At 65.5% G+C, this 18556-nt stretch carries 18 protein-coding genes and 1 riboswitch; of the genes, 8 read left to right on the forward strand and 10 right to left on the reverse strand.

Going from position 1 to position 18556, the window contains the following annotated elements; genetic code table 11:
• The first annotated feature begins 174 nt into the window (after positions 1 to 174).
• On the forward strand, positions 175 to 1038 hold the full coding sequence (locus IC761_RS32930) for an alpha/beta fold hydrolase (RefSeq protein WP_195800779.1): 864 nt from the start codon (positions 175 to 177) through the stop codon (positions 1036 to 1038).
• Positions 1039 to 1180: 142 nt separating this feature from the next.
• Here the strand turns inward: IC761_RS32930 and metW are convergent, their stop codons facing one another.
• The gene (gene metW / locus IC761_RS32935) at positions 1181 to 1843 is read right to left on the reverse strand and encodes a methionine biosynthesis protein MetW (protein ID WP_195800780.1); all 663 of its coding nucleotides are present in this window, start codon (positions 1841 to 1843) and stop codon (positions 1181 to 1183) included.
• Between the two features lie 2 nt (positions 1844 to 1845).
• Complete coding sequence (gene metX, locus IC761_RS32940; RefSeq protein WP_195804851.1) at positions 1846 to 3048, reverse strand: homoserine O-acetyltransferase MetX; 1203 nt, start codon at positions 3046 to 3048, stop codon at positions 1846 to 1848.
• Positions 3049 to 3133: 85 nt separating this feature from the next.
• A riboswitch (SAM riboswitch) is annotated at positions 3134 to 3213 on the reverse strand.
• Positions 3214 to 3418: 205 nt separating this feature from the next.
• Here metX and IC761_RS32945 point away from each other — a divergent pair.
• The 3 genes from IC761_RS32945 to IC761_RS32955 are packed head-to-tail and all read left to right on the forward strand — an operon-like array spanning position 3419 to position 6336.
• Positions 3419 to 4267, forward strand: a complete 849-nt coding sequence (locus IC761_RS32945; RefSeq protein ID WP_195800781.1) for a chorismate mutase — start codon at positions 3419 to 3421, stop codon at positions 4265 to 4267.
• A gap of 36 nt (positions 4268 to 4303) precedes the next feature.
• A complete protein-coding gene (gene hisC, locus IC761_RS32950) occupies positions 4304 to 5398 on the forward strand; it encodes a histidinol-phosphate transaminase (RefSeq protein ID WP_195800782.1) in 1095 nt (364 codons plus the stop codon).
• A complete protein-coding gene (locus tag IC761_RS32955; RefSeq protein ID WP_195800783.1) occupies positions 5395 to 6336 on the forward strand; it encodes a prephenate/arogenate dehydrogenase family protein in 942 nt (313 codons plus the stop codon). The genes hisC and IC761_RS32955 overlap by 4 nt, the downstream gene beginning before the upstream one ends.
• Positions 6337 to 6350: 14 nt before the next feature.
• On the opposite strand, the gene IC761_RS32960 is transcribed toward IC761_RS32955, so the two are convergent.
• The 3 genes from IC761_RS32960 to IC761_RS32970 form a co-directional block, all read right to left on the reverse strand.
• On the reverse strand, positions 6351 to 7922 hold the full coding sequence (locus tag IC761_RS32960) for a hypothetical protein (protein WP_195800784.1): 1572 nt from the start codon (positions 7920 to 7922) through the stop codon (positions 6351 to 6353).
• A 285-nt stretch (positions 7923 to 8207) separates the two neighbouring features.
• Positions 8208 to 8429: a hypothetical protein gene (locus IC761_RS32965; protein WP_195800785.1), complete on the reverse strand. Its 222-nt coding sequence runs from the start codon at positions 8427 to 8429 to the stop codon at positions 8208 to 8210.
• A 116-nt stretch (positions 8430 to 8545) separates the two neighbouring features.
• Positions 8546 to 9730, reverse strand: a complete 1185-nt coding sequence (locus IC761_RS32970) for a DUF2125 domain-containing protein (RefSeq protein ID WP_195800786.1) — start codon at positions 9728 to 9730, stop codon at positions 8546 to 8548.
• A gap of 110 nt (positions 9731 to 9840) precedes the next feature.
• Here IC761_RS32970 and IC761_RS32975 point away from each other — a divergent pair, with 110 nt between their 5' ends.
• The gene (locus IC761_RS32975; RefSeq protein WP_195800787.1) at positions 9841 to 10446 is read left to right on the forward strand and encodes a gamma-glutamylcyclotransferase; all 606 of its coding nucleotides are present in this window, start codon (positions 9841 to 9843) and stop codon (positions 10444 to 10446) included.
• On the opposite strand, the gene IC761_RS32980 is transcribed toward IC761_RS32975, so the two are convergent.
• The 4 genes from IC761_RS32980 to ftsE form a co-directional block, all read right to left on the reverse strand.
• Positions 10443 to 11216: a lysophospholipid acyltransferase family protein gene (locus IC761_RS32980; protein WP_195800788.1), complete on the reverse strand. Its 774-nt coding sequence runs from the start codon at positions 11214 to 11216 to the stop codon at positions 10443 to 10445. The two genes, IC761_RS32975 and IC761_RS32980, sit on opposite strands and share 4 nt — an antisense overlap.
• A gap of 23 nt (positions 11217 to 11239) precedes the next feature.
• Positions 11240 to 11944 carry a YdcF family protein gene (locus IC761_RS32985; protein WP_195800789.1) on the reverse strand — a complete coding sequence of 235 codons (705 nt, stop codon included), beginning with the start codon at positions 11942 to 11944 and terminating at the stop codon, positions 11240 to 11242.
• 72 nt (positions 11945 to 12016) lie between these two features.
• Positions 12017 to 12985, reverse strand: coding sequence for a cell division protein FtsX (locus IC761_RS32990; protein ID WP_195800790.1), 969 nt, complete (start codon positions 12983 to 12985; stop codon positions 12017 to 12019).
• The gene (ftsE, locus tag IC761_RS32995; RefSeq protein ID WP_195800791.1) at positions 12978 to 13637 is read right to left on the reverse strand and encodes a cell division ATP-binding protein FtsE; all 660 of its coding nucleotides are present in this window, start codon (positions 13635 to 13637) and stop codon (positions 12978 to 12980) included. The genes IC761_RS32990 and ftsE overlap by 8 nt, the downstream gene beginning before the upstream one ends.
• 164 nt (positions 13638 to 13801) lie before the next feature.
• Between ftsE and IC761_RS33000 the strand changes: the two genes are divergently transcribed.
• Entirely contained in the window at positions 13802 to 14680 is an 879-nt protein-coding gene (locus tag IC761_RS33000; RefSeq protein WP_195800792.1) for an MJ0042-type zinc finger domain-containing protein, read from the forward strand.
• A gap of 49 nt (positions 14681 to 14729) precedes the next feature.
• Entirely contained in the window at positions 14730 to 15104 is a 375-nt protein-coding gene (locus tag IC761_RS33005; RefSeq protein ID WP_195800793.1) for a response regulator, read from the forward strand.
• Positions 15105 to 15306: 202 nt separating this feature from the next.
• Here IC761_RS33005 and IC761_RS33010 read toward each other — a convergent pair whose 3' ends face one another.
• Positions 15307 to 17901: a TIGR02302 family protein gene (locus IC761_RS33010; protein ID WP_195800794.1), complete on the reverse strand. Its 2595-nt coding sequence runs from the start codon at positions 17899 to 17901 to the stop codon at positions 15307 to 15309.
• A 182-nt stretch (positions 17902 to 18083) separates the two neighbouring features.
• Here IC761_RS33010 and IC761_RS33015 point away from each other — a divergent pair, with 182 nt between their 5' ends.
• Positions 18084 to 18467: a carboxymuconolactone decarboxylase family protein gene (locus IC761_RS33015; protein ID WP_008567285.1), complete on the forward strand. Its 384-nt coding sequence runs from the start codon at positions 18084 to 18086 to the stop codon at positions 18465 to 18467.
• Positions 18468 to 18556 lie beyond the last annotated feature (89 nt).

The following is an 18556-nucleotide window of genomic DNA, read 5'->3' on the forward strand; positions in this document are numbered from 1 at the left end:
GCCGTTAAGCCGCCCGATGTGGCGAGAAAAAGACATCGCGTCGCGCTGCAAAACGCCGCGTCGGGGTATTGTTGCGATGATTTTGTGTCGATGCTGGTCTGATGCTGCCGCATTGCGGACAACAGCATTAACTGCGATCCTGAAAGTCACGGCTTCAAGAGAGGGAAACAGTTAATGCCCCATGCCACGACCAGGGACGACGTCCGCATTTATTTCGAGGAAGCGGGTCAGGGAACGCCGATCATTTTTCTGCACGAGTTCGCGGCCGACGCCACCAATTGGGAGCCGCAGATGCGTTACTTCTCGCGCGGCCACCGCTGCATCACCTATTCCGCGCGTGGTTACACGCCGTCGGACGTGCCTGATGGCGAGGTCTACAGCTACACGCATTTCTACGCCGACGCGCTCGCCGTACTCGATCATCTCAAGATCGAGCGCGCGCATCTCGTTGGCCTCTCGATGGGCGCTTATTCCTCGCTTCAGATCGGATTGAACGCGCCGCAGCGCGGGCTGTCGATGACGCTCGCCGGCGTCGGCTCGGGCTCGGAGCTCGAGAACCTCGAGGCCTGGCGCAAGCAGTGCCGCGCCAATGCCGAGCAATTCGAGACGCTCGGCGCTGCCGAAGTGGCAAAGGTCACCCGCGAGGCGCCGAGCCGGATTCCGTTCCTGGTCAAGGATCCGCGCGGCCACGCCGATTTCTACGCCGCGCTGGCGCGGCACGATTCCAGGGGCTCGGCCAACACGATGCGCGGCTTCCAGGGCGGCCGGCCCTCGATCTACACGCTAACGGATGCGATCAGGAAGGTGGCCACGCCTGCGCTGATCATCTGCGGCGACGAGGACGATCCATGCGTTGGGGCGAGCCTGTTCCTGAAGAAGCATCTGCCCGCGGCGGGTCTCGCGATGTTTCCGAAATCGGGCCACGTGCTCAATCTCGAAGAACCGGCGCTGTTCAACGACAGCGTGGAAAGGTTCGTGACGCTGGTGGAAGCCGGGCGCTGGCCCGTGCGCGATCCGCGCTCGCTGGCGGCGCACTGACCGCCTGTCCCGTAGCCCGGATGGAGCGAAAGCATAATCCGGGATTCTTGACGCGGCGCGACCTGCCCGGATTGCGCTGCGCTTCATCCGGTCTACGAGCAGCATTCTCCGTCATTGCGACCACAGAAACAATGACGAGAAACTACTTTCCTAGCCCGCGCGTCAGCAAGAACACGCCCTGCTCGCCGAACAGATTCCACACCCACCATGGCAACCGCAGCCGCAGCGGACGGCCGTAGAGATCGAGCGCCTCGGCGCGCTCCATCTTGACACCGATGGCGTCGCAGAGCTCGACGAAATCCTTGATGGTGCAGAAATGGATGTTGGCGGTGTCGTACCAGGCTGCCGGCAGATTCTCGGTGCGCGGCATGTGGCCACCGATCAGGAGCTGGAGCCGCATCTTCCAGAAGCCGAAATTCGGGAACGAGACGATGGCGCGGCGGCCGATGCGCAACAGGTTTTCCAGCACGACCTTGGGCTGCCGCGTCGCCTGCAAGGTCTGCGACAGGATCACGTAGTCGAAGGCATCATCGGGATAATTGACGAGGTCGGTATCGGCATCGCCCTGCACCACCGCGAGGCCCTTGGCCACACAGCGATTGACGCCCTCGCGCGACAGCTCGATGCCGCGGCCGTCGATGCCGCGCGTTTCCAGCAGTTGAAGCAGATCGCCCTCACCGCAGCCGACGTCGAGCACTTTCGAGCCCGGCTTGACCATCTCGGCGACCAGCAAATGGTCGGCGCGAAACTGGCCGGACTGCTCGGATGCGAGGCCGTTCAGCGGCAACACTTCCTGCACAGACATTGCTAGCCGTCCTTGCTGGTGAGTCCGCGCGCCTTGCCGGCCGATTGCAGGAAGGCGCGGGAGATGTCGAAGAATTCGGGGACGTCGAGCAGGAAGGCGTCGTGGCCGCGATCGGTCTCGATCTCGGCGAACGACACCCGCGCGCTCGACGCGTTCAGCGCATGCACCAGCGCGCGCGATTCCGAGGTCGGGAACAGCCAGTCACTGGTGAAGGAGACCACGCAGAAGCGGGTCTGGATGCCCGCGAAGGCCTTTGCGAGCACGCCGCCATGATCGGCGGCGATGTCGAAATAATCCATCGCGCGCGTGAGGTAGAGATAGGAATTGGCGTCGAAGCGCTCGACAAAGGACGAGCCCTGATAGCGCAGATAGGACTCGACCTGGAAGTCGGCGTCGAACGAGAAGGTCGGCAGCTCGCGGTCCTGCATGCGGCGGCCGAACTTGCGATGCAGCGCGGCGTCCGAGAGATAGGTGATGTGCGCGGCCATGCGCGCGACCGCGAGCCCGCGATGCGGATGGATGCCCTGGTCGGCATAGCCGCCATTGTGCCAGTCGGGATCGGCCATCACGGCCTGGCGACCGAGCTCATGGAAGGCGATGTTCTGCGCCGAGTGCCGCGTCGAGCAGGCGATCGCCAACGCCGAGAACACGCGGCCCGGATAGGCCGCGGTCCATTGCAGCACCTGCATGCCGCCCATCGAGCCGCCGACCACCGCGAACAGCGTGTCGATGCCGAGCCGGTCGATCAGCATCGCCTGCGCGCGCACCATGTCGGGGATGGTGATGACGGGGAAATCCAGGCCCCACACCTTGCCGGTCGCCGGATTGATCGAGGCCGGCCCGGTCGAGCCCATGCAACCGCCGATCACGTTGGCGCAGATGATGAAGTAACGCTGAGGATCAAGCGGGCGGCCGGGGCCGACCAGCGTGTCCCACCAGCCGGACTTGCCGGTGACGGGATGCACGTTGAAGACGTGCTGGTCGCCCGTGAGCGCATGGCAGATCAGGATCGCGTTGGAGCGATCGGCATTGAGCTCGCCATAGGTCTGGTAGGCGATCTGAAACGGCGAAAGATCGATGCCGCAATCGAGCGGCAGTGGCTCGTCAGCGCCGAAATGCGCAACGAGCGAGCTCGGATGATCCACCTCATGCGAGCGCTCATCGGCGCTGATCGCGGGACTCGGTACGGACTTGACGCCAACCATCATCGACCTCGTTTGCGACTGCCGGCAGGCCGCCGCTGGAATCAGGCCATGAAAAACCCGGCCTGAACGATAGGTTCGGCCGGGATCGGAAGCGTCCCCGGCCTGTTTAGCGAGTTTTTTAACGTGGCTGCAAGCCGGCCGGCTCAAATGACCACGGAACAGGCAAAAACTACTGGCTTGGACGGTTTTCGTCAAGTCGCGGTCCGGATTAACCAAAATCCTCCCCGTCGGGGCAGCGGAAAAGGGCCCAAATTCCCTTTGCATTTCTCTTTGCTTTCGCCGGCCATCCTGCCTAATCAGAACCTTCACCGCAGCGGACCTGGCGATCGCCGAGCCGCACTGGAACGCCCCTCAACAGCACCTGTCAGATATGTCCAGACGTCCGCCCGCGCCACCATCGTTGCAGGAATTGCGCAAGGAGATCGACGAGATCGACGAGGGCATCCATCGCCTGCTGATGCAGCGAGCCGACATCATCGACCGCCTGATCCAGGTGAAGCAGACCCAGGAGGTCGGCTCCGCGTTCCGCCCGGCGCGCGAGGCCGACATGATGCGTCGCATCGTCGAGCGTCATCGCGGCATCCTGCCGCTCGACACGGTCGAGAGCATCTGGCGCGTCATCATCTCGACCTTCACCTACGTCCAGGCGCCGTTCTCGGTCCATGCCGACATCTCGGTGAGCGAGCCAGCGATGCGCGATTCCGTGCGATTCCATTTCGGCTTCACGGTGCCTTACATCGCGCATTTCAGCGCGCAGGCCGCGGTCGAGGCGGTGGCGAGATCCAAGGGCGACCTGGCGCTGGTCTCGGCGACCTCGAGCCGCACGCCATGGTGGCTGGAGCTGGAAGCAGACGGCGCGCCGAAGATCATCGCGCGGCTGCCCTTCGTCGAGCGCGCCGACCATCCGGCCGCGCTGCCCGTGTTCGCGGTCTCGCGCGTCGCCGACAGCGCCGTGGTGACGGAGGTCGAGACCTTCAGCGTGCGCATATCGGGGTGGAACGCCGAGGTCGCGCACGCCCTGTCGCCGCTCGCAGATATCGTGGCGGTGCCGGATACCGCCTTCGACGGCGCGGCGCTGCTGGTTTCGGTCACGCGCGCGACCAGCATCGACAAAATCAAGGCTGCCCTGATCGAAGCGGGGGCCTCGGTGCGCTCCGCGGCCCTCGTCGGCAGCCACGCAACGCGCTATACGGTGCCCCCGACCGGGTCGAAATCGTAAATCGCGAACCGCCTGAAGCCACTTTCGGAGTTGAAGATGTCCCGCCCCGTGCCGAACCCCGGCATTCTCGATATTGCGCCCTACACGCCCGGCAAGAGCCCGGTCGCCGAGCCGGGCCGCAAGGTGTTCAAGCTCTCGGCCAACGAGACGCCGTTCGGACCCTCGCCCAAGGCGATCGAGGCCTTCAAGCACGTGGCGGATCACCTGGAAGACTATCCGGAAGGCACCTCGCGCGTGCTGCGCGAAGCGATCGGCCGTTCCTTCGGGCTCGACCCGAACCGCATCATCTGCGGCGCCGGCTCGGACGAGATCCTCAATCTGCTCGCCCACACCTATCTCAGCCATGGCGACGAGGCGATCTCGACCACGCACGGCTTCCTGGTCTACCCGATCGCGACCATGGCGGTCGGCGCCAAGAACGTCGTCGCAGCCGAGAAGAACCTCACCGCAGATGTCGACGCCATCCTCAAGGCGGTGACGCCACGGACAAAGCTTATCTGGCTTGCCAACCCCAACAACCCGACCGGCACCTATCTGCCGTTCGACGAGGTCAAGCGCCTGCGCGCCGGCCTGCCGTCGCATGTGCTGCTGGTGCTGGATGCCGCCTATTCCGACTACGTCTCGCGCAACGATTACGAGATGGGGATCGAGCTCGTCGCCACCACCGAGAACACGGTGGTGACGCACACTTTCTCCAAGATCCACGGCCTTGCCGCGCTGCGCGTCGGCTGGATGTTCGGCCCCGCGCACATCATCGACGCGGTCAACCGCATCCGCGGTCCGTTCAACGTGTCGACACCGGCGATGTATGCCGCGGTCGCCGCGATCGAGGACACCGCGCATCAGGCGATGTCGAAGCAGTTCACCGAGACCTGGCGCAACTGGCTGACCGAGGAGATCACCAAGCTCGGCCTGAAGGTGACGCCGGGCGTCGCCAACTTCGTGCTGATCCATTTCCCGGAGACGGGCAAGACCTCGGACGCGGCCGACGCCTACCTGACCAAGCGTGGCCTCGTGCTGCGCGCGCTGAAGAATTACGGCCTGGCGCATGGACTGCGCATGACCATCGGCACCGAGGAGGCCAACCGCCTCGTCGTCGAGGCCTTGCGCGACTTCATGGCCGGCAAATGAACAGCGAAGCGCACTTCCAGCGCGTCGCGCTGATCGGCTTCGGCCTGATCGGCGGCTCGATCGCGCGCGCTGCGAAGCTCCAGGGCCTGGCGGGCGAGATCGTCACCACTGCGCGTTCAGAGAAGACGCGCGCGCGCGTGCTCGAGCTCGGCATCGTCGACCGGGTCGTGGCGACCAATACGGAAGCGGTGAAGGATGCCGATCTCGTCATCCTCTGCATTCCCGTCGGCGCCTGCGGGCCGGTGGCGCAGGAGATCGCTGCGCATCTCAAGCCCGGCGCCGTCATCTCCGACGTCGGCTCGGTCAAGGGCGCGGTGGTCAAGGACATGGCGCCGCATCTGCCGCAGGGCGTTCATTTCGTGCCGGCGCATCCGGTGGCCGGCACCGAGCATTCGGGGCCGGACTCCGGCTTCGCCGAGCTCTTCATCAACCGCTGGTGCATTTTAACGCCGCCGGAAGGCACTGATCCTGCCGCTGTCACGCATCTGCGCGCCTTCTGGGCCGCGATGGGCGCCAAGGTCGAGGTGATGACGCCGGATCATCATGATCTCGTGCTCGCGATCACCAGCCATCTGCCGCATCTGATCGCCTACACCATCGTCGGCACCGCCGACGAATTGCAGCAGGTGACGGAGTCGGAGGTGATCAAATTCTCCGCCGGCGGTTTTCGCGACTTCACCCGCATCGCGGCCTCCGATCCGACGATGTGGCGCGACGTGTTCCTCGCCAACAAGGACGCGGTGCTGGAGATGCTCGGCACCTTCACCGAGGATCTCGCCAAGCTCACCCGCGCGATCCGCCGCGGCGACGGCGAGGCGCTGTTCGATCACTTCACCCGCACCCGCGCCATCCGCCGCGGCATCGTCGAGATCGGCCAGGATTCGGCCGCGCCCGACTTCGGCCGGCCGCATGCGCAGCTCGACAAGAAATCGGGCTAGTTCGTGCCGAGAGACTAGAACGGGTAATACCGGATCTGCGTCATGACGATGTTGTCGTCGGTCTTCGGCGCGCCACCGACACCATCGAAGGCGAGCCGCTGCGTGTAGGAATACTGCACGCCGGCTTTCAGCGTGCCGTAATTGCCCTGGTAGATGGTGTCGTAGATGCCGGCGGTGATTTGGCGAACCTCCCTGGTGTTGCCGTTACAAGTCGCAGCCGGCGTGTTCTCGGTGAAGCAGCCGGTGTTGTTGTAGAGCGGGTTGCCGTAGCCGAACGGCACCGTTCCGACGTTGGCGAAATTGGCCTTGGCTTTTTCCAGGCCTGCATAGCTGTAGACGTCGAGGCTCGGCGTTGCGTGCCAGATCAGGCCGACCGCGGCCGATGTGATCGTCAGCGGCAGCACCGTGCCGTCCTGCGCCACTGCCGCGTCGGGAAACGGCGTCGCCGTGAAGCGGCCGAGCACACCGTGCGCGCCATAGAGCTGAAGATCGAGCGTCTTCGGAACGAGCTCCGCAAAGACGTGGCCGCCGAAACTCCCGGTGTCGTACGTGTGGTTGGCGCCGTTGAAGCGATCGAACAGCTGGCGGTAGAGCCCCCAGGCTTCGACATGCAGCTTGGTGGGCCCGAGCCGCGGATCCCACGCCGCCTTGACGGTGACGTCAGGCACCTGGTTCAGGCTGACATTGTTGAGGTTGTTGAAGAAGCTGCCGCCGGGCCCGGTCAGATTGACCTGGAGGTTCGGATTGAGCACGCCCTGCGGGCCGATCGCGGGCGTGCCGACCGTCGGCGTGTTGCCGCCGAAGAATGAGGTCTGCGGATTTTCAACGGAGGCTGCGAGCTTGAACTCGGGCCCGATGTCTTGCCAGACGCGCAAGCCCGGTTGCCGTGCCGCCAAAAATCCCGGGACGGATTCGAAATCGATCACGCCTGGCGCGTCGACGCCGCGGGGATCGATTCCGGCCTTGACCGGCGCGTTCAGCGACCAGGATTGCCCGGCGAGGAAGTGCAGGCCGAGATCGGTTCGGTCGATCTCGAGGCTGAGCTGCCGCATGCGCGGATTGAACGAGTTGGTGGCGACGGAATTCGCCGTCTGCGCTGCGCCTTCGAAGTCGATTTCGCCGTAGCCGGCGAGATGCGTCTCGGGATCGGCATTGCCTTCGGCGAGCACCGAGAACCGGCTCTGGCGCGCGGAGAAGCGCGTCTCCGGAAAGTAGTAGTTGTGGCTCTGCTGATAGGGGATGAAATTTAACACCGAGCCGGTGTCTGAGGCGATGTTGCGCGAACGATAGATGCCGGTGAGATCGACCCAGCCGCCGAATGTCAGCGTGATCCCCTTGTAGCAGATCTTGCCGGCCGCGCAGGGATCGACAGGAAGCGCCTTGTAGGTTGCCGGCATCGCCACGGCCTTCGACTGCGCCGCCTCGACCTGGCGCGTCCTACGCGCCTCCGAATCCACGCGCTGCTGGAGCTGCTTCAGCCTGGCGTTCAGCGCCTGGATTTCGCTTGTGACATTGTCCTCGGCACGCGCCTGTCCCGAGCAGGCAGCGAGAAGTCCCAGCATCAGTCCGTAGTTGATGATCCGCACGTAAGCCTCCCTCCACTTGGGAAGCAGGTCCGATGGGTCGCGCCTCCTCCGGCGCGTGCGTGCTTCCCTGGTGTGGAGTGATGTGAATGCGGCTGCAATTATTCTCGACGACGCTGTTTTTCTGCATCACGTTTTCCTGACGGTCATGTTCGGAATATTTTCGCGGCCTGGCCGATCCGCACACGCGCGATCACCGTGCCCGCGCAACAGCAACGCGCGTTGGGCCCGACCGGGGCATGACCGGGCCCAACTCCGCGATGCGCAACGTCTCAAAGGAGATGGCGGCTATTTGCCCTTGGTCGTGCGGATCACCGTGGGGCGCGGTGATTTCGCGGAAGGCACGAACGCCATCGTGTCCCGCGTCGCAGGGCTCGCGAGATAGCGATCACCGTTCGGGTACTGGGCTGCATAGGCAGCCGGCTCCTGCGACTGCCACTGCGCGAACGCAGGCGTCGCGAGCGCGGTCGAGACGGCGATGGCGGCAACGAACAGTTTTGACTTCGTCATGTGATTCTCTCCTGCCTGGGCGGACCGCCTCATCGTGCGGCCGACATGGAGAGAGACCGGGCGTTGCGGCTTCGCATTCCCAGCCTGCAATCACGATCCGGCGAAGAGTCCGTGAGTCAGTACAGCGGCGGAATCTGGCCGACCTTGACCGGGCCGAGCAGCACCGCACCATCGACGAACTTCAAGGGGAAGCTGCGCGCCTTCTTGCCCTCGAGCGTGCTCTCGGTGCCGATCGAGTTGATGCCTGCGGCGACGCCGGCATTGGCGTTCTGCTTGATCACCTTGCCGAGGCCGGGCACAGCGCGGTCGAGCGCGCCGAACAGATTGTTGAGGTCCTGCGACTTCACGCCGGGCGCGACGCGATCGAGCGTTGCTTGCGGCACGCCCTCTTCCAGCATCTTCTCGATGCCAAGCGCCGGGATCACGCGCTCGAGGCCTGTCACGGTCATCTGCAGTTCGCCGTCGAGCCGGCCATTGGGCGACAGCCCAAGCGTGCCGGCCGCGACCGCGATCATCTCGCCCTGCTGGATCCGCGACTGCACGATCTCGATATGGCCGCCGGCGGCCTGGATCTCGCGGAAGCGCTGCGGCCAGGGCTTTGGCGTGAGGTCGGTGAGCCCGGTGATCTTCGCACGCGTATCGGCCTCGAACGGCTCGGCGAGCAGCGGATGCACGCCCTGGATCGAGCCCTGCGCGATCTGGAGCACGGTCTCGATGACAGGATGATCGGACGGCGATCCGTCGGCAAGCCGTCCATGCAGCTCGATTTGCTTGGCGCGCGCGAGCGGCACCTGCACGCTGCCGTCAACGCGATTGATGCTGGGATCGTCGAACACGATCGAGGCGCGCTCCGGCACGGCAGGCAAACCAATCACGCTGCTGCGGCCCTTGCTCCAGTTCACCACGAAGGTGTTTTGGGTGACGCCGTCGACGACCGTCGCCGGCGCCGAAAACTCGGCGATGACGTGCCTGGGGTCATAGACCTGGGCAACGACCAGGATGTTGTCGAGCTTGGCCGTGAACGGCGTCTTGCTCGCATTCTGCGAGACCAAAGCGACGCTGGCGCCGGAACACTGCACCTCGAAGCGGAACGGGAAGCCCGCGATCGAGCGCTTGGCGCAGTCATAGATACGGCCGGATTTGGCCTCCTGCGCGCGCCAGGCATCGGCTGCCACTTCGGCCTGCGAGGCGGCATAGAACCAGAAGCCGCTCCAGGCAGCCGCAAGGATCAGCAGGAGAACGGGGGCGATGAAGAGCCCCCAACGGGAGCGCCGGCCTGCGGCAATGGTCATATCGGACATGCGGCGACCCTTTGACCCCAGATTTTGTCAAATGTAAGCGAGGTTCGACTACGACGAAAGGCGGAGAATTCGCTTCGCTTGAGGGCCCGGTTCTGGTAGCCGTGCCCGAAATGTCGGAAATCACCCTCCCCACCGTCACGTCAGCCAAAGGCGACCTCTGGGTGTTCGGCTACGGCTCGCTGATGTGGCGGCCGGGCTTCGCATTCGAGGAACGCGTCCCTGCAAGGTTGGTCGGCGAGCACCGCGCGCTCTGCGTCTATTCCTTCGTGCATCGCGGCACGCCGGAGAAACCGGGCCTGGTGCTCGGGCTCGACCGCGGCGGCGCCTGCCGCGGCATCGCCTTTCGCGTCGCCGAGAAGAACCGTGCCGACGTGATCGCCTATTTGCGGGCGCGCGAGCAGGTGACGTCGGTCTATCGCGAGGTGATGCGCTCGCTGTGGCTGGAGAACGATGCGCGCGAGCGCGTCAGTGCGCTCGCCTATGTCGTCGACCGCGGCCACGTGCAATATGCCGGACGGCTGTCGCTCGCCGAGCAGCACCGCCACGTGCTCCAGGGCCATGGCCAGTCCGGCGCCAACCGGGACTATGTGACGGCGACCGTGAAGGCGATCGAGGCCGAAGGTTTTCGCGACACGCAATTGCATCAGCTCGCAGCCATGCTGCATGGCGAAGCGCACTCGCCGCATGCGCCGGCCGAAGATCGCGAGAACCGTTAACTCTCCGACGGCGCGTAGCTCGGCGCGGAGCCGATCAGCTGCACCTGCTCTTTCCGTCCCGCCTCGACGAGGCGGCCGGTCGCGTCTTCGATGGCCGCCTGCACGCGGGTGAGAAACTCGTCCTTCGGCAGGCCCGGCGGCAGCGGATCGAGGAATTCAACCACCAGCGTGCCGGGATAGCGCATGAAGGTGCGACGCGGCCAGAACAGGCCGGAATTGAGCGCGATCGGCAGGCACGCCACACCGCAGGACGAATAGATCTGGGCAAAACCGGTCTTGTAGTCCGGCGGCGCGCCCGGCGCACGGCGCGTGCCTTCCGGAAAGATGACGAGCTGACCGCCTGAGCGCACCGCCTCACGCGCGCGCCGCGTCATCTCCAGGAGCGCCTTGACGCCGGCATTGCGATCGATCGCGATCATGCCGGTCTTGACCAGGAATTGGCCGAACACCGGGATCTGCATCAGCTGCCGCTTGAGGATAAAGATCGGGCGATTGAAGAAACCCGGCAGCACGAAGGTCTCCCAGAACGACTGATGCTTTGCCACGATCACCAGCGGTCCTTGCGGGATCTTCTCGACCCCGCGGAATTCCACCCTGATGTTGCAGATGACGCGCATCAGGACCAGCGTCGCCTTGGCCCACCATTCCGCCACCGTCAGCATGGCGCGCGGCGGCAATGCGAAGGTCGGCAAGGCCACGATCGCGAGACACACCAGCACGGCGTAGAACAGCACGTTGAACACGAGCGAGCGCAGGAAAATCAAAAACATCGCGGATCCGATCAATTCGCCGATCAATTGGCCTGTGCGGTGGCGGGCCGCCTCGATTGCGGCCCCGCAGGCTGCTCCGACACTTCGGGCGAAAGGTCAATCCCGAAATCCTCCAGCCGCACCCTCACCTCGGCCGCGATGTACTTGACATATTCGGACAACAATAGCCGCAACGTGGACGCCGAGGTCCACCACGGCTCCTCGCGCCACTTGTCGCCGACCACTGCGAACGGGACCAGTGTCGTCTCCGGCATCGCATGCGAGAATTCAACCAGCGCGCGCGGCATGTGGTAGTTCGAGGTCACCACGATCAGCGATTTGAAGCCCCGCCCCTCGGCCCAGCGCCGCGCTTCCGCCGCGTTGCCGCGGGTCGTGAGCGCAGTACGGTCGAGATCGACGCAGCAGGTCATGAAGGCCTGGTTCTCCGGCAGCGTGCGGGAAATGTCGGTTGCCGTCGAGGTCGGGTGCACGCCGGAGATCAGGAGCCGCTTGCCGTAACCGGCAGCTAACAGCTCCATCGCATCCGACACGCGCGAGGATCCTCCGGTCAGCACCACGATGCCGTCCGCCTTGCGGTCTGGCGCGATCTCGGCGCCGCGCAATTGCGACAGGAACGCAACGAAGCCCGCCGCGGCGCCGACGAAGGCGAACGCAATCGTCGACACCACGGTCGCGCGCAGCCAGCCGCGCGGCAGGTTCGGCGATCGATCGTCGGTCGGCGAGGTCATGCGATGTCGGTGATCCCTTCCCCAGACGATTTTAAGACGTTTTGAGGCGAAGTGGAGTCCGGTTTATCGGGACTAATCGACATCGTTCAATGTGGAGAACAGTGTCTGGCGCGACGCCACTGCGGTGATGGCGCCGATCAGGACCGCCTGCACGGCGAGCACGACATAGCCGGACGGCCGCAGCGAGAAGGTGCCGAGCAGTGCTGCGAACTGGTCGCCGACCGCGGTGCCGGAGAACCAGCCCGCGATCGACTCGGAGAAGCCGAACAGCAGCATGGCGACGCCGCCGCCGATCACGCCGCCTTCGAGACCGAGGCGCAGGAAGTGCCGCAGGAAGTGGTTGGCGATGTAGCGGTCGCCGGCGCCGACGAAATGCAGGACCTCGACGATCGGGCGGTTCGCAGCCATCGCCCCGCGGGTTGCGAACGACACCGAGATGATGGTGGCGACGATGACGAGCGCGAGGATGCCGATGCCGGCGAGCACGGTGGCATTGGTCATCGAGCGCATCCGCTCGATCCAGGCGCGGTGATCGTCGACGCTCGCGCTTGGCGCCGCTTGTGTCACGCGAGCACGCAAGGCCGCGAGATCGAGCGCCGTGCCAGGCTGCACACGGGCGATGATCATGCGCGGCACCGGCAGATCATCCATCGAGAGCCCGGTGCCGAGCCATGGTTCGAGCAGCTTGCCGCTCTCGTCCTTGCTGAACGGCTTGACCTCGACGATGCCCGGCTGCGCGCGCATCGCGTCAGTCACCGCGGCGGTGTCGCGCTCGATATCGCGTCCGGATTGCGGGCGGACCTGGATGGTGATCTCGCTCGCGACATCCGACTGCCATTCCGCGGCAGACGCGCTGACCAGCAACACTGTGCCTGTCGTCATCGAGGCGAGGAAGGTCATGATGGCGACGACGGCGACCAGCGCCCGGCCGTGGATTGAGGCGCGCGGCACGATCGGCGACATGTTGCGCGCCCGGGCCGGAAGCTGCGGACGCTCCTGTCCGAGGTCGACCAGCACACCGCGCTCGTCGGTCCTACTCATAGACGTGCAACCGTCCCTGGTGCAGCACGAAGCGGCGCGCCTCGTACTGGTCCATCAGCGCAATGTCGTGGGTGGCGATGATGACGGCGGTGCCTGACTTGTTGAGCTCGATGAAGAGCCGCAGCAATCGTCGCCCGAGCGTCGGGTCGACGCTGCCGGTCGGCTCGTCGGCGAGCAGCAGCTGCGGCCGCGAGATCACGGCGCGCGCGATCGCGGCGCGCTGTTTCTCGCCGCCCGACAGGATCGGCGGCAGCGCGTCCATGCGGTCGCCGAGGCCGACCCAGCGCAAGAGGTCGATGACTTCTTTCCGATAGCTCGACTCGCTGCGGCCCATGACGCGGAACGGCAGCGCCACGTTCTCGTAAGTGGTCATGTGGTCGAGCAGACGGAAATCCTGGAGCACGATGCCGATGCGCTTGCGCAAATCCGCGATCTCGTCCTTGCCGAGTAGCGAGATGTCGTGGCCGAACAGATTGACCAGGCCGCGCGTCGGCCGGTGCGACAGGAACAGCAGGCGCAGCAACGACGTCTTGCCGGCGCCGGACGGGCCGGTGAGGAACTGGAAGGAGTGCGCCGGGATCTGGAAACTGAGGTCGCGCAGGATCTCCGGCCCCAGACCGTAACGCAATCCGACATTTTCGAACCGAACCAAGCTCAGCTCCGTTCGAGAGGGGACGCAGACCGCACGACCGCGAGGTTTCGCCGCATGCGATCAAGCGGTTTTGCGACCGTTATGGTTTCCGGTTCGTTAACGGTCGCCTTGTAGCATCCAGTGTGCCCGGTTTCGCACGGCTGGGTCATCGTCGAGGCTCGTCCATGCATATCGTCTGCCCCCATTGTACGACATCCTATGCCATCAAGCTTGCGAGCCTGGGGGCCAATGGGCGGACGGTGCGCTGCTCCCGTTGCAAGGAGACCTGGATCGCCCGTCCCGAGGACGCCATCGAAGAGGTGTCGGTGGCGGCCATGGCGACCGCGAGCCAGGCCGACGATCAGTCCGATCTGGCCAAGCAGTGGAACTCCTACGCCGAGGACGATGGCGCGTCCGAGACCCCGGTGGTCGAAAGCCCCTCGATCGCCAGCGGCTGGCCAGGCGAGGACGCCCCGGCGACTGAGGACGATTGGTCGCAGGCCGCCCGTTCCGCCGAGGACGACGATTTTGGCGAGCAGCATCAGTCCTGGTTCCGCGGCCTGTTCAGCCGCCGCGGCGCGCGGGTCAGCCGCCCGGCCGCCCCAACGGCGCGGCGAAAATCCTATTTCGGCCTGCCGACCGCCTGCACCGCCATGGGCGCGCTGGTGCTGGCGCTTGTCGTCTGGCGCGGCGACGTGGTGCGGCTGCTGCCGCAGACCGCGGCATTCTACAAGATCGTCGGGTTAGAGGTGAATCTGCGCGGGCTCGCCTTCAAGGACGTCAAGCTCTCCAGCGAGACCGTCGACGGTAAGCAGGTGCTGGTGATCGAGGGCGTGATCGTCGGCCAGGGCAAGAAGCCGCTCGACATTCCGCGCTTGCGCTTTGCGGTGCGCGACGCGCAGGGCGCGGAGATCTATGCATGGAATACGGTGCTGGAGCAGACCGTGCTACAGCCCGGCGAGCGCGCCTTCTTCCGGTCGCGCCTGGCCTCGCCGCCGCCGGAGGGCCGCAATATCGATGTTCGCTTCTTCAACCGGCGCGACATTGCCGGTGGCAGCGTATAATCCGGGCGCGAAGGATCACGCGCGGGAAGTTGGTCCCAAGGTTCGTCTCATGCCGAAAATCCTGATCGCCGATGACGAGGATTCGATGCGCCAGCTGGTGGCGCGCGCCATCGCCATGGACGGTCACGAGACGGTCACCGCGCAGGACGGCGCCGAAGCGCTGGAAATCCTGACCCGCGCGGACGGCGCGTTCGATCTGCTGCTCACCGACATCCAGATGCCGGTGATGGATGGCATTGCGCTGGCGCTGTCCGCCGCGCGCGATTTTCCCGATTTGACGATTTTGCTGATGACCGGCTTTGCCGACCAGCGCGAGCGCGCTTCGAATTTGAACGCGCTGGTGCACGACGTCGTGACCAAGCCGTTCTCGGTCGCGGATATCCGCACGGCGGTTGCGGACGCGCTGGCGGCGAAGAAGGGGTAGTGGGCGCTCTAAGCACTGGCGTTGTGGGCTCGACGCACATCCCACATACACGGTGTCGTCCCGGCGAAGGCCCGGACCCATCCCGCGTGATTTCTCTATAGGGTTCGATGGCGATACCGGACGACGGGTCTTCGCCAAACTGCGCCCTGGGGTTATGGGTCCCGGCCTTCGCCGGGACGACGTTGTGGAGGCAGTTAGGCCTCTAAAAATCCTTCAGCAGCCGCTCGATGTAGTCGAGCTCGATCTGCGGGCGCGAGGGGTCGCCGAGGCGGCGGCGGAGCTCTTCGAGGATACGGCGAACGCGCTGGACGTCGATCTCGCCGGGGATCTTCACCGTGTAGTCATCGCCGAATTCGCGGCCGTGCAGCGGACGGCCGAGCGGATCGGTGCGCTCGCCGCCGCTCTGCTGACGGCCGGCGCGATTGCCGGGGCCGTCGCCCTGGCCATCGCCGTCGCCCTGCTGCATCGCCTCGGCCATCTTCTGCGCGCCCTTGCGCATCGCATCCAGCGCCTTGCCCTGGGAATCGACGGCGCCGTCGGCATTGCCCTCGCCGAGCTGCGAGCCGGCATCGCCCATGGCACCGTCGGCGGCGTCGAGCCCGCCGTCGTCATCGCCCTGGTCGGCGTCCTGATCGCCATTCTGACCGGGCTGGCCCTGCTCGCCTGGCTGGCCCTTCTGACCTTTCTGGCCCTTCTGCGCGAGGCCGCGCTTGGCCATCTCGTCCTGCAGCTTCTTCAGGCGGTCGCGCAGCGCCTGCTGGTCCTGCTGGAGGTCCGACATCGACTGGTCGCCCTGCTGCTTGCCGCGCTGGCGGTCGCGTCGTGAGTCCTGGCCCTGCTTGTAGGTCTTGTCGCGCAATTGCTGCTGCTTGCGGATCATGTCGCCGAGCTCGTTGAGCGCCTGCTCCATGTCGCTCTCGCCGCTTTGTCCCGGCTGCGCCATCTGAAGGCCCTCCAGCATCTGCTGGAGCTGGTCGAGCAGCTGCTTGGCCGCATCCTTGTCGCCGGAGCGCGACAGGCGCTCCATACGATCGATCATGTTCTGGAGGTCCTGCTGGCGCAGGATCTTCGTATTCGGGTCAAGCGGACGGGCGAGCTGCTGGCCGTCCTTGTTGTTGCGGAACTGCTCGGCGAGCTGGCGCATGAAATTGTCCAGCGCAGCCCGCAGATCCTGCGTCAGCTTCTTGATTTCCTCGTCGCTGGCGCCCCGTTCCAATGCCTGCTTCAGCGCGTCCTGTGCCGCGCGCAACGCCTTCTCGACGTCGGAGATGTTGCCGTCCTCGATCGTCACTGCGAGCGCCCACAGGCTCGCCACGACCTCGCGCATGGAATCGTCGGTGCGGGCCGCCTCGAGCTGGCGCGCGACGCTGTAGAGGCCGAGATATTGGCCGGTCTCCTGCGTGAACAGTTCCGGCGCGATCATCAGCGCGTCGAGCGCGGTGTAGACGTCGGAATTCTTGTTGGCGTCGAGCGCGAGGATGCGGCGCTGCTCGATCAGCGCGCGCGCCAGCGGCTTGGTGAAGAGCCGCTCCGGCAGGCGCATGTTGAACGGCTCGCTCTTCGCCTCATTGCCGGCCTCGTCCTTGGCCGTGAGCGTCAGTGTGACGTCGGCACCGGCATAGGGATCCTCGCTGAGGTCCTTGACCGTCTGGCCCACGCCATTGCGGGTGCGCGCATTCGGCAGCACCAGCGGAAACTGCGGCGGCTGGAACAGCGGCCGCGCGGCGGCCTTGCCGTCGCCGTCCTTGTTGTCGGTGGCACGCGTGGCGACTTGCGCCTCGGCGCCGGTGACGCCGTAATCGTCCTCGATCTTGTAGACGAGCTGCAGCGAGCCGCGCGCCTGACGCTCCGGATCCTTGGCGAGTGCGATGGTCGGCGGGCGGTCCGGCGTCGCCGCAAAGGCCCATTGCGGCTGGCCCGAGGGCGCGCGCACATGAGCGGTGCCGTCACTGGCGATCGCAAAATGCTTCTCGTTGGTGCCCTTCGGCGTCGCCTCAGCCGGCGCGACCTCCTTGAGGCCGCCGGTGACGGCGACATCCAGGCTGCCGCCGGAGGAACGCACGATCAGGGTCGAGCCGGCAGGAACGGCAAGCGGGCCGCTGGCGGGAAGTGCTGCGGCTTCCTTGTTGGCGGCCGACAGGATCACCGGTGGCTTGCCGGTGTAGAGCGGCGGGGTGACCCAGGCGTCGACACGGACATTGGTCGGTGCCAGCACGCCGTTCCAGTCGAAGGCGGCCCCGAGCCGCATCAGGCGCTCGTCGCCGGCGGCGAAGAAGGTCGCGACCAGCATCACCATGACCAGCGCGCGCAGCGCCCGGGGATCGTGGATCGCAAGCCGCGGTTGCGGCAATCCGGCGCGAATACGCTTGAGCGAGGCCAGCGTGCGCTCGCGCTGCGCCTGCCACAGCGCCTGTGCGACCGGGTCCTGCGAGGTCAGCGTGTCCGTGAGCGTGGTGGCAGGGCGGTGGCGGATGCCCGAGCCGCGGTCGAGCCGGGCGAGCGCCTCCTCGCGGCTCGGCCAGCGGAAACGAATCAGCGGGAACAGGGCTGCGGCCGCAAGACCTGCGAAAACAACGAGAGCGATGGCGCGGAGGACGGAGGGAAGCGCCAGCCAGAGACCGGCCCAGGACACCACCAGGAACAGGCCGATGACGGTCAGAACGCGCGCCAGATTCGGCCAGGCACGCTCCCACGCGATGGCATAAGTCGCCCGTTCGAGGGCCTGCGTCAGCTTCAGCCGCGACAGAGCGTCACTGTTGCGGATCGGGTCTGACGGGTCGGGGGTGACGCCGTTCAATCAGCTCTCCAGGTTGCCCGGTGGAGCGAAGCGTACCACAACGGCAGCACTGAGGCATCCGTTCCTGTACGGGAGCGCCCGCTTTTCCCGCATAACACGAGGACGTGACTGCCCCGGCACAACCCCGTAATTTCCGCGGCGCCATTCCGAAGGAAAATGCAAAGGGAAATAGAGGAAACGCCATGGACAAGAAGATGCACGACAAGGGCCTGGAAGTCCGCAAAGCGGTGCTGGGCGAGGCCTATGTCAACAACGCCCTGAAGAACGTCGACGATTTCAACCGTCCGTTCCAGGAGATGCTCAACGAATATTGCTGGGGCACGGTTTGGGGCCGCGAAGAGCTACCGCGCAAGACCCGCAGCATGCTCAACATCGCGATGATCGCGATCCTGAACCGCCAGCACGAGTTCCGCGCGCATCTGAAGGGCGCGCTGACCAACGGCGTCACCCGCGACGAGATCCGCGAGATCCTGATGCAGGTCGCGATCTATGGCGGCATGCCCGCCGCCGTCGACAGTTTTAGGATCGCGCGCGAGGTGTTCGCGGAGATTGACGGGAAGGCGTGAGGACGGCCGTTCTCCGACGTCGTCCCCGCGAAGGCCGGGACGACAGCGGGGGATTTGGCGCGCAGCTCGTCCAACAACGAATAACAAGC

The sequence above is a fragment of the Bradyrhizobium commune genome (assembly GCF_015624505.1).
In the GTDB taxonomy this organism is placed as follows: Bacteria; Pseudomonadota; Alphaproteobacteria; order Rhizobiales; family Xanthobacteraceae; genus Bradyrhizobium; species Bradyrhizobium commune.

Coding starts and splice junctions, on each gene's coding strand:
- IC761_RS32965 (WP_195800785.1), bottom strand. CDS start 8,429: ATGACGAAGTCAAAACTGTTCGTTGCCGCCATCGCCGTCTCGACCGCG.
- IC761_RS32970 (WP_195800786.1), bottom strand. CDS start 9,730: ATGTCCGATATGACCATTGCCGCAGGCCGGCGCTCCCGTTGGGGGCTC.
- metX (WP_195804851.1), bottom strand. CDS start 3,048: ATGGTTGGCGTCAAGTCCGTACCGAGTCCCGCGATCAGCGCCGATGAG.
- IC761_RS32980 (WP_195800788.1), bottom strand. CDS start 11,216: ATGTTTTTGATTTTCCTGCGCTCGCTCGTGTTCAACGTGCTGTTCTAC.
- IC761_RS32985 (WP_195800789.1), bottom strand. CDS start 11,944: ATGACCTCGCCGACCGACGATCGATCGCCGAACCTGCCGCGCGGCTGG.
- IC761_RS32975 (WP_195800787.1), top strand. CDS start 9,841: ATGTCGGAAATCACCCTCCCCACCGTCACGTCAGCCAAAGGCGACCTC.
- IC761_RS32945 (WP_195800781.1), top strand. CDS start 3,419: ATGTCCAGACGTCCGCCCGCGCCACCATCGTTGCAGGAATTGCGCAAG.
- IC761_RS33015 (WP_008567285.1), top strand. CDS start 18,084: ATGGACAAGAAGATGCACGACAAGGGCCTGGAAGTCCGCAAAGCGGTG.
- metW (WP_195800780.1), bottom strand. CDS start 1,843: ATGTCTGTGCAGGAAGTGTTGCCGCTGAACGGCCTCGCATCCGAGCAG.
- IC761_RS32990 (WP_195800790.1), bottom strand. CDS start 12,985: ATGAGTAGGACCGACGAGCGCGGTGTGCTGGTCGACCTCGGACAGGAG.
- hisC (WP_195800782.1), top strand. CDS start 4,304: ATGTCCCGCCCCGTGCCGAACCCCGGCATTCTCGATATTGCGCCCTAC.
- IC761_RS33000 (WP_195800792.1), top strand. CDS start 13,802: ATGCATATCGTCTGCCCCCATTGTACGACATCCTATGCCATCAAGCTT.
- IC761_RS32955 (WP_195800783.1), top strand. CDS start 5,395: ATGAACAGCGAAGCGCACTTCCAGCGCGTCGCGCTGATCGGCTTCGGC.
- IC761_RS32930 (WP_195800779.1), top strand. CDS start 175: ATGCCCCATGCCACGACCAGGGACGACGTCCGCATTTATTTCGAGGAA.
- IC761_RS33005 (WP_195800793.1), top strand. CDS start 14,730: ATGCCGAAAATCCTGATCGCCGATGACGAGGATTCGATGCGCCAGCTG.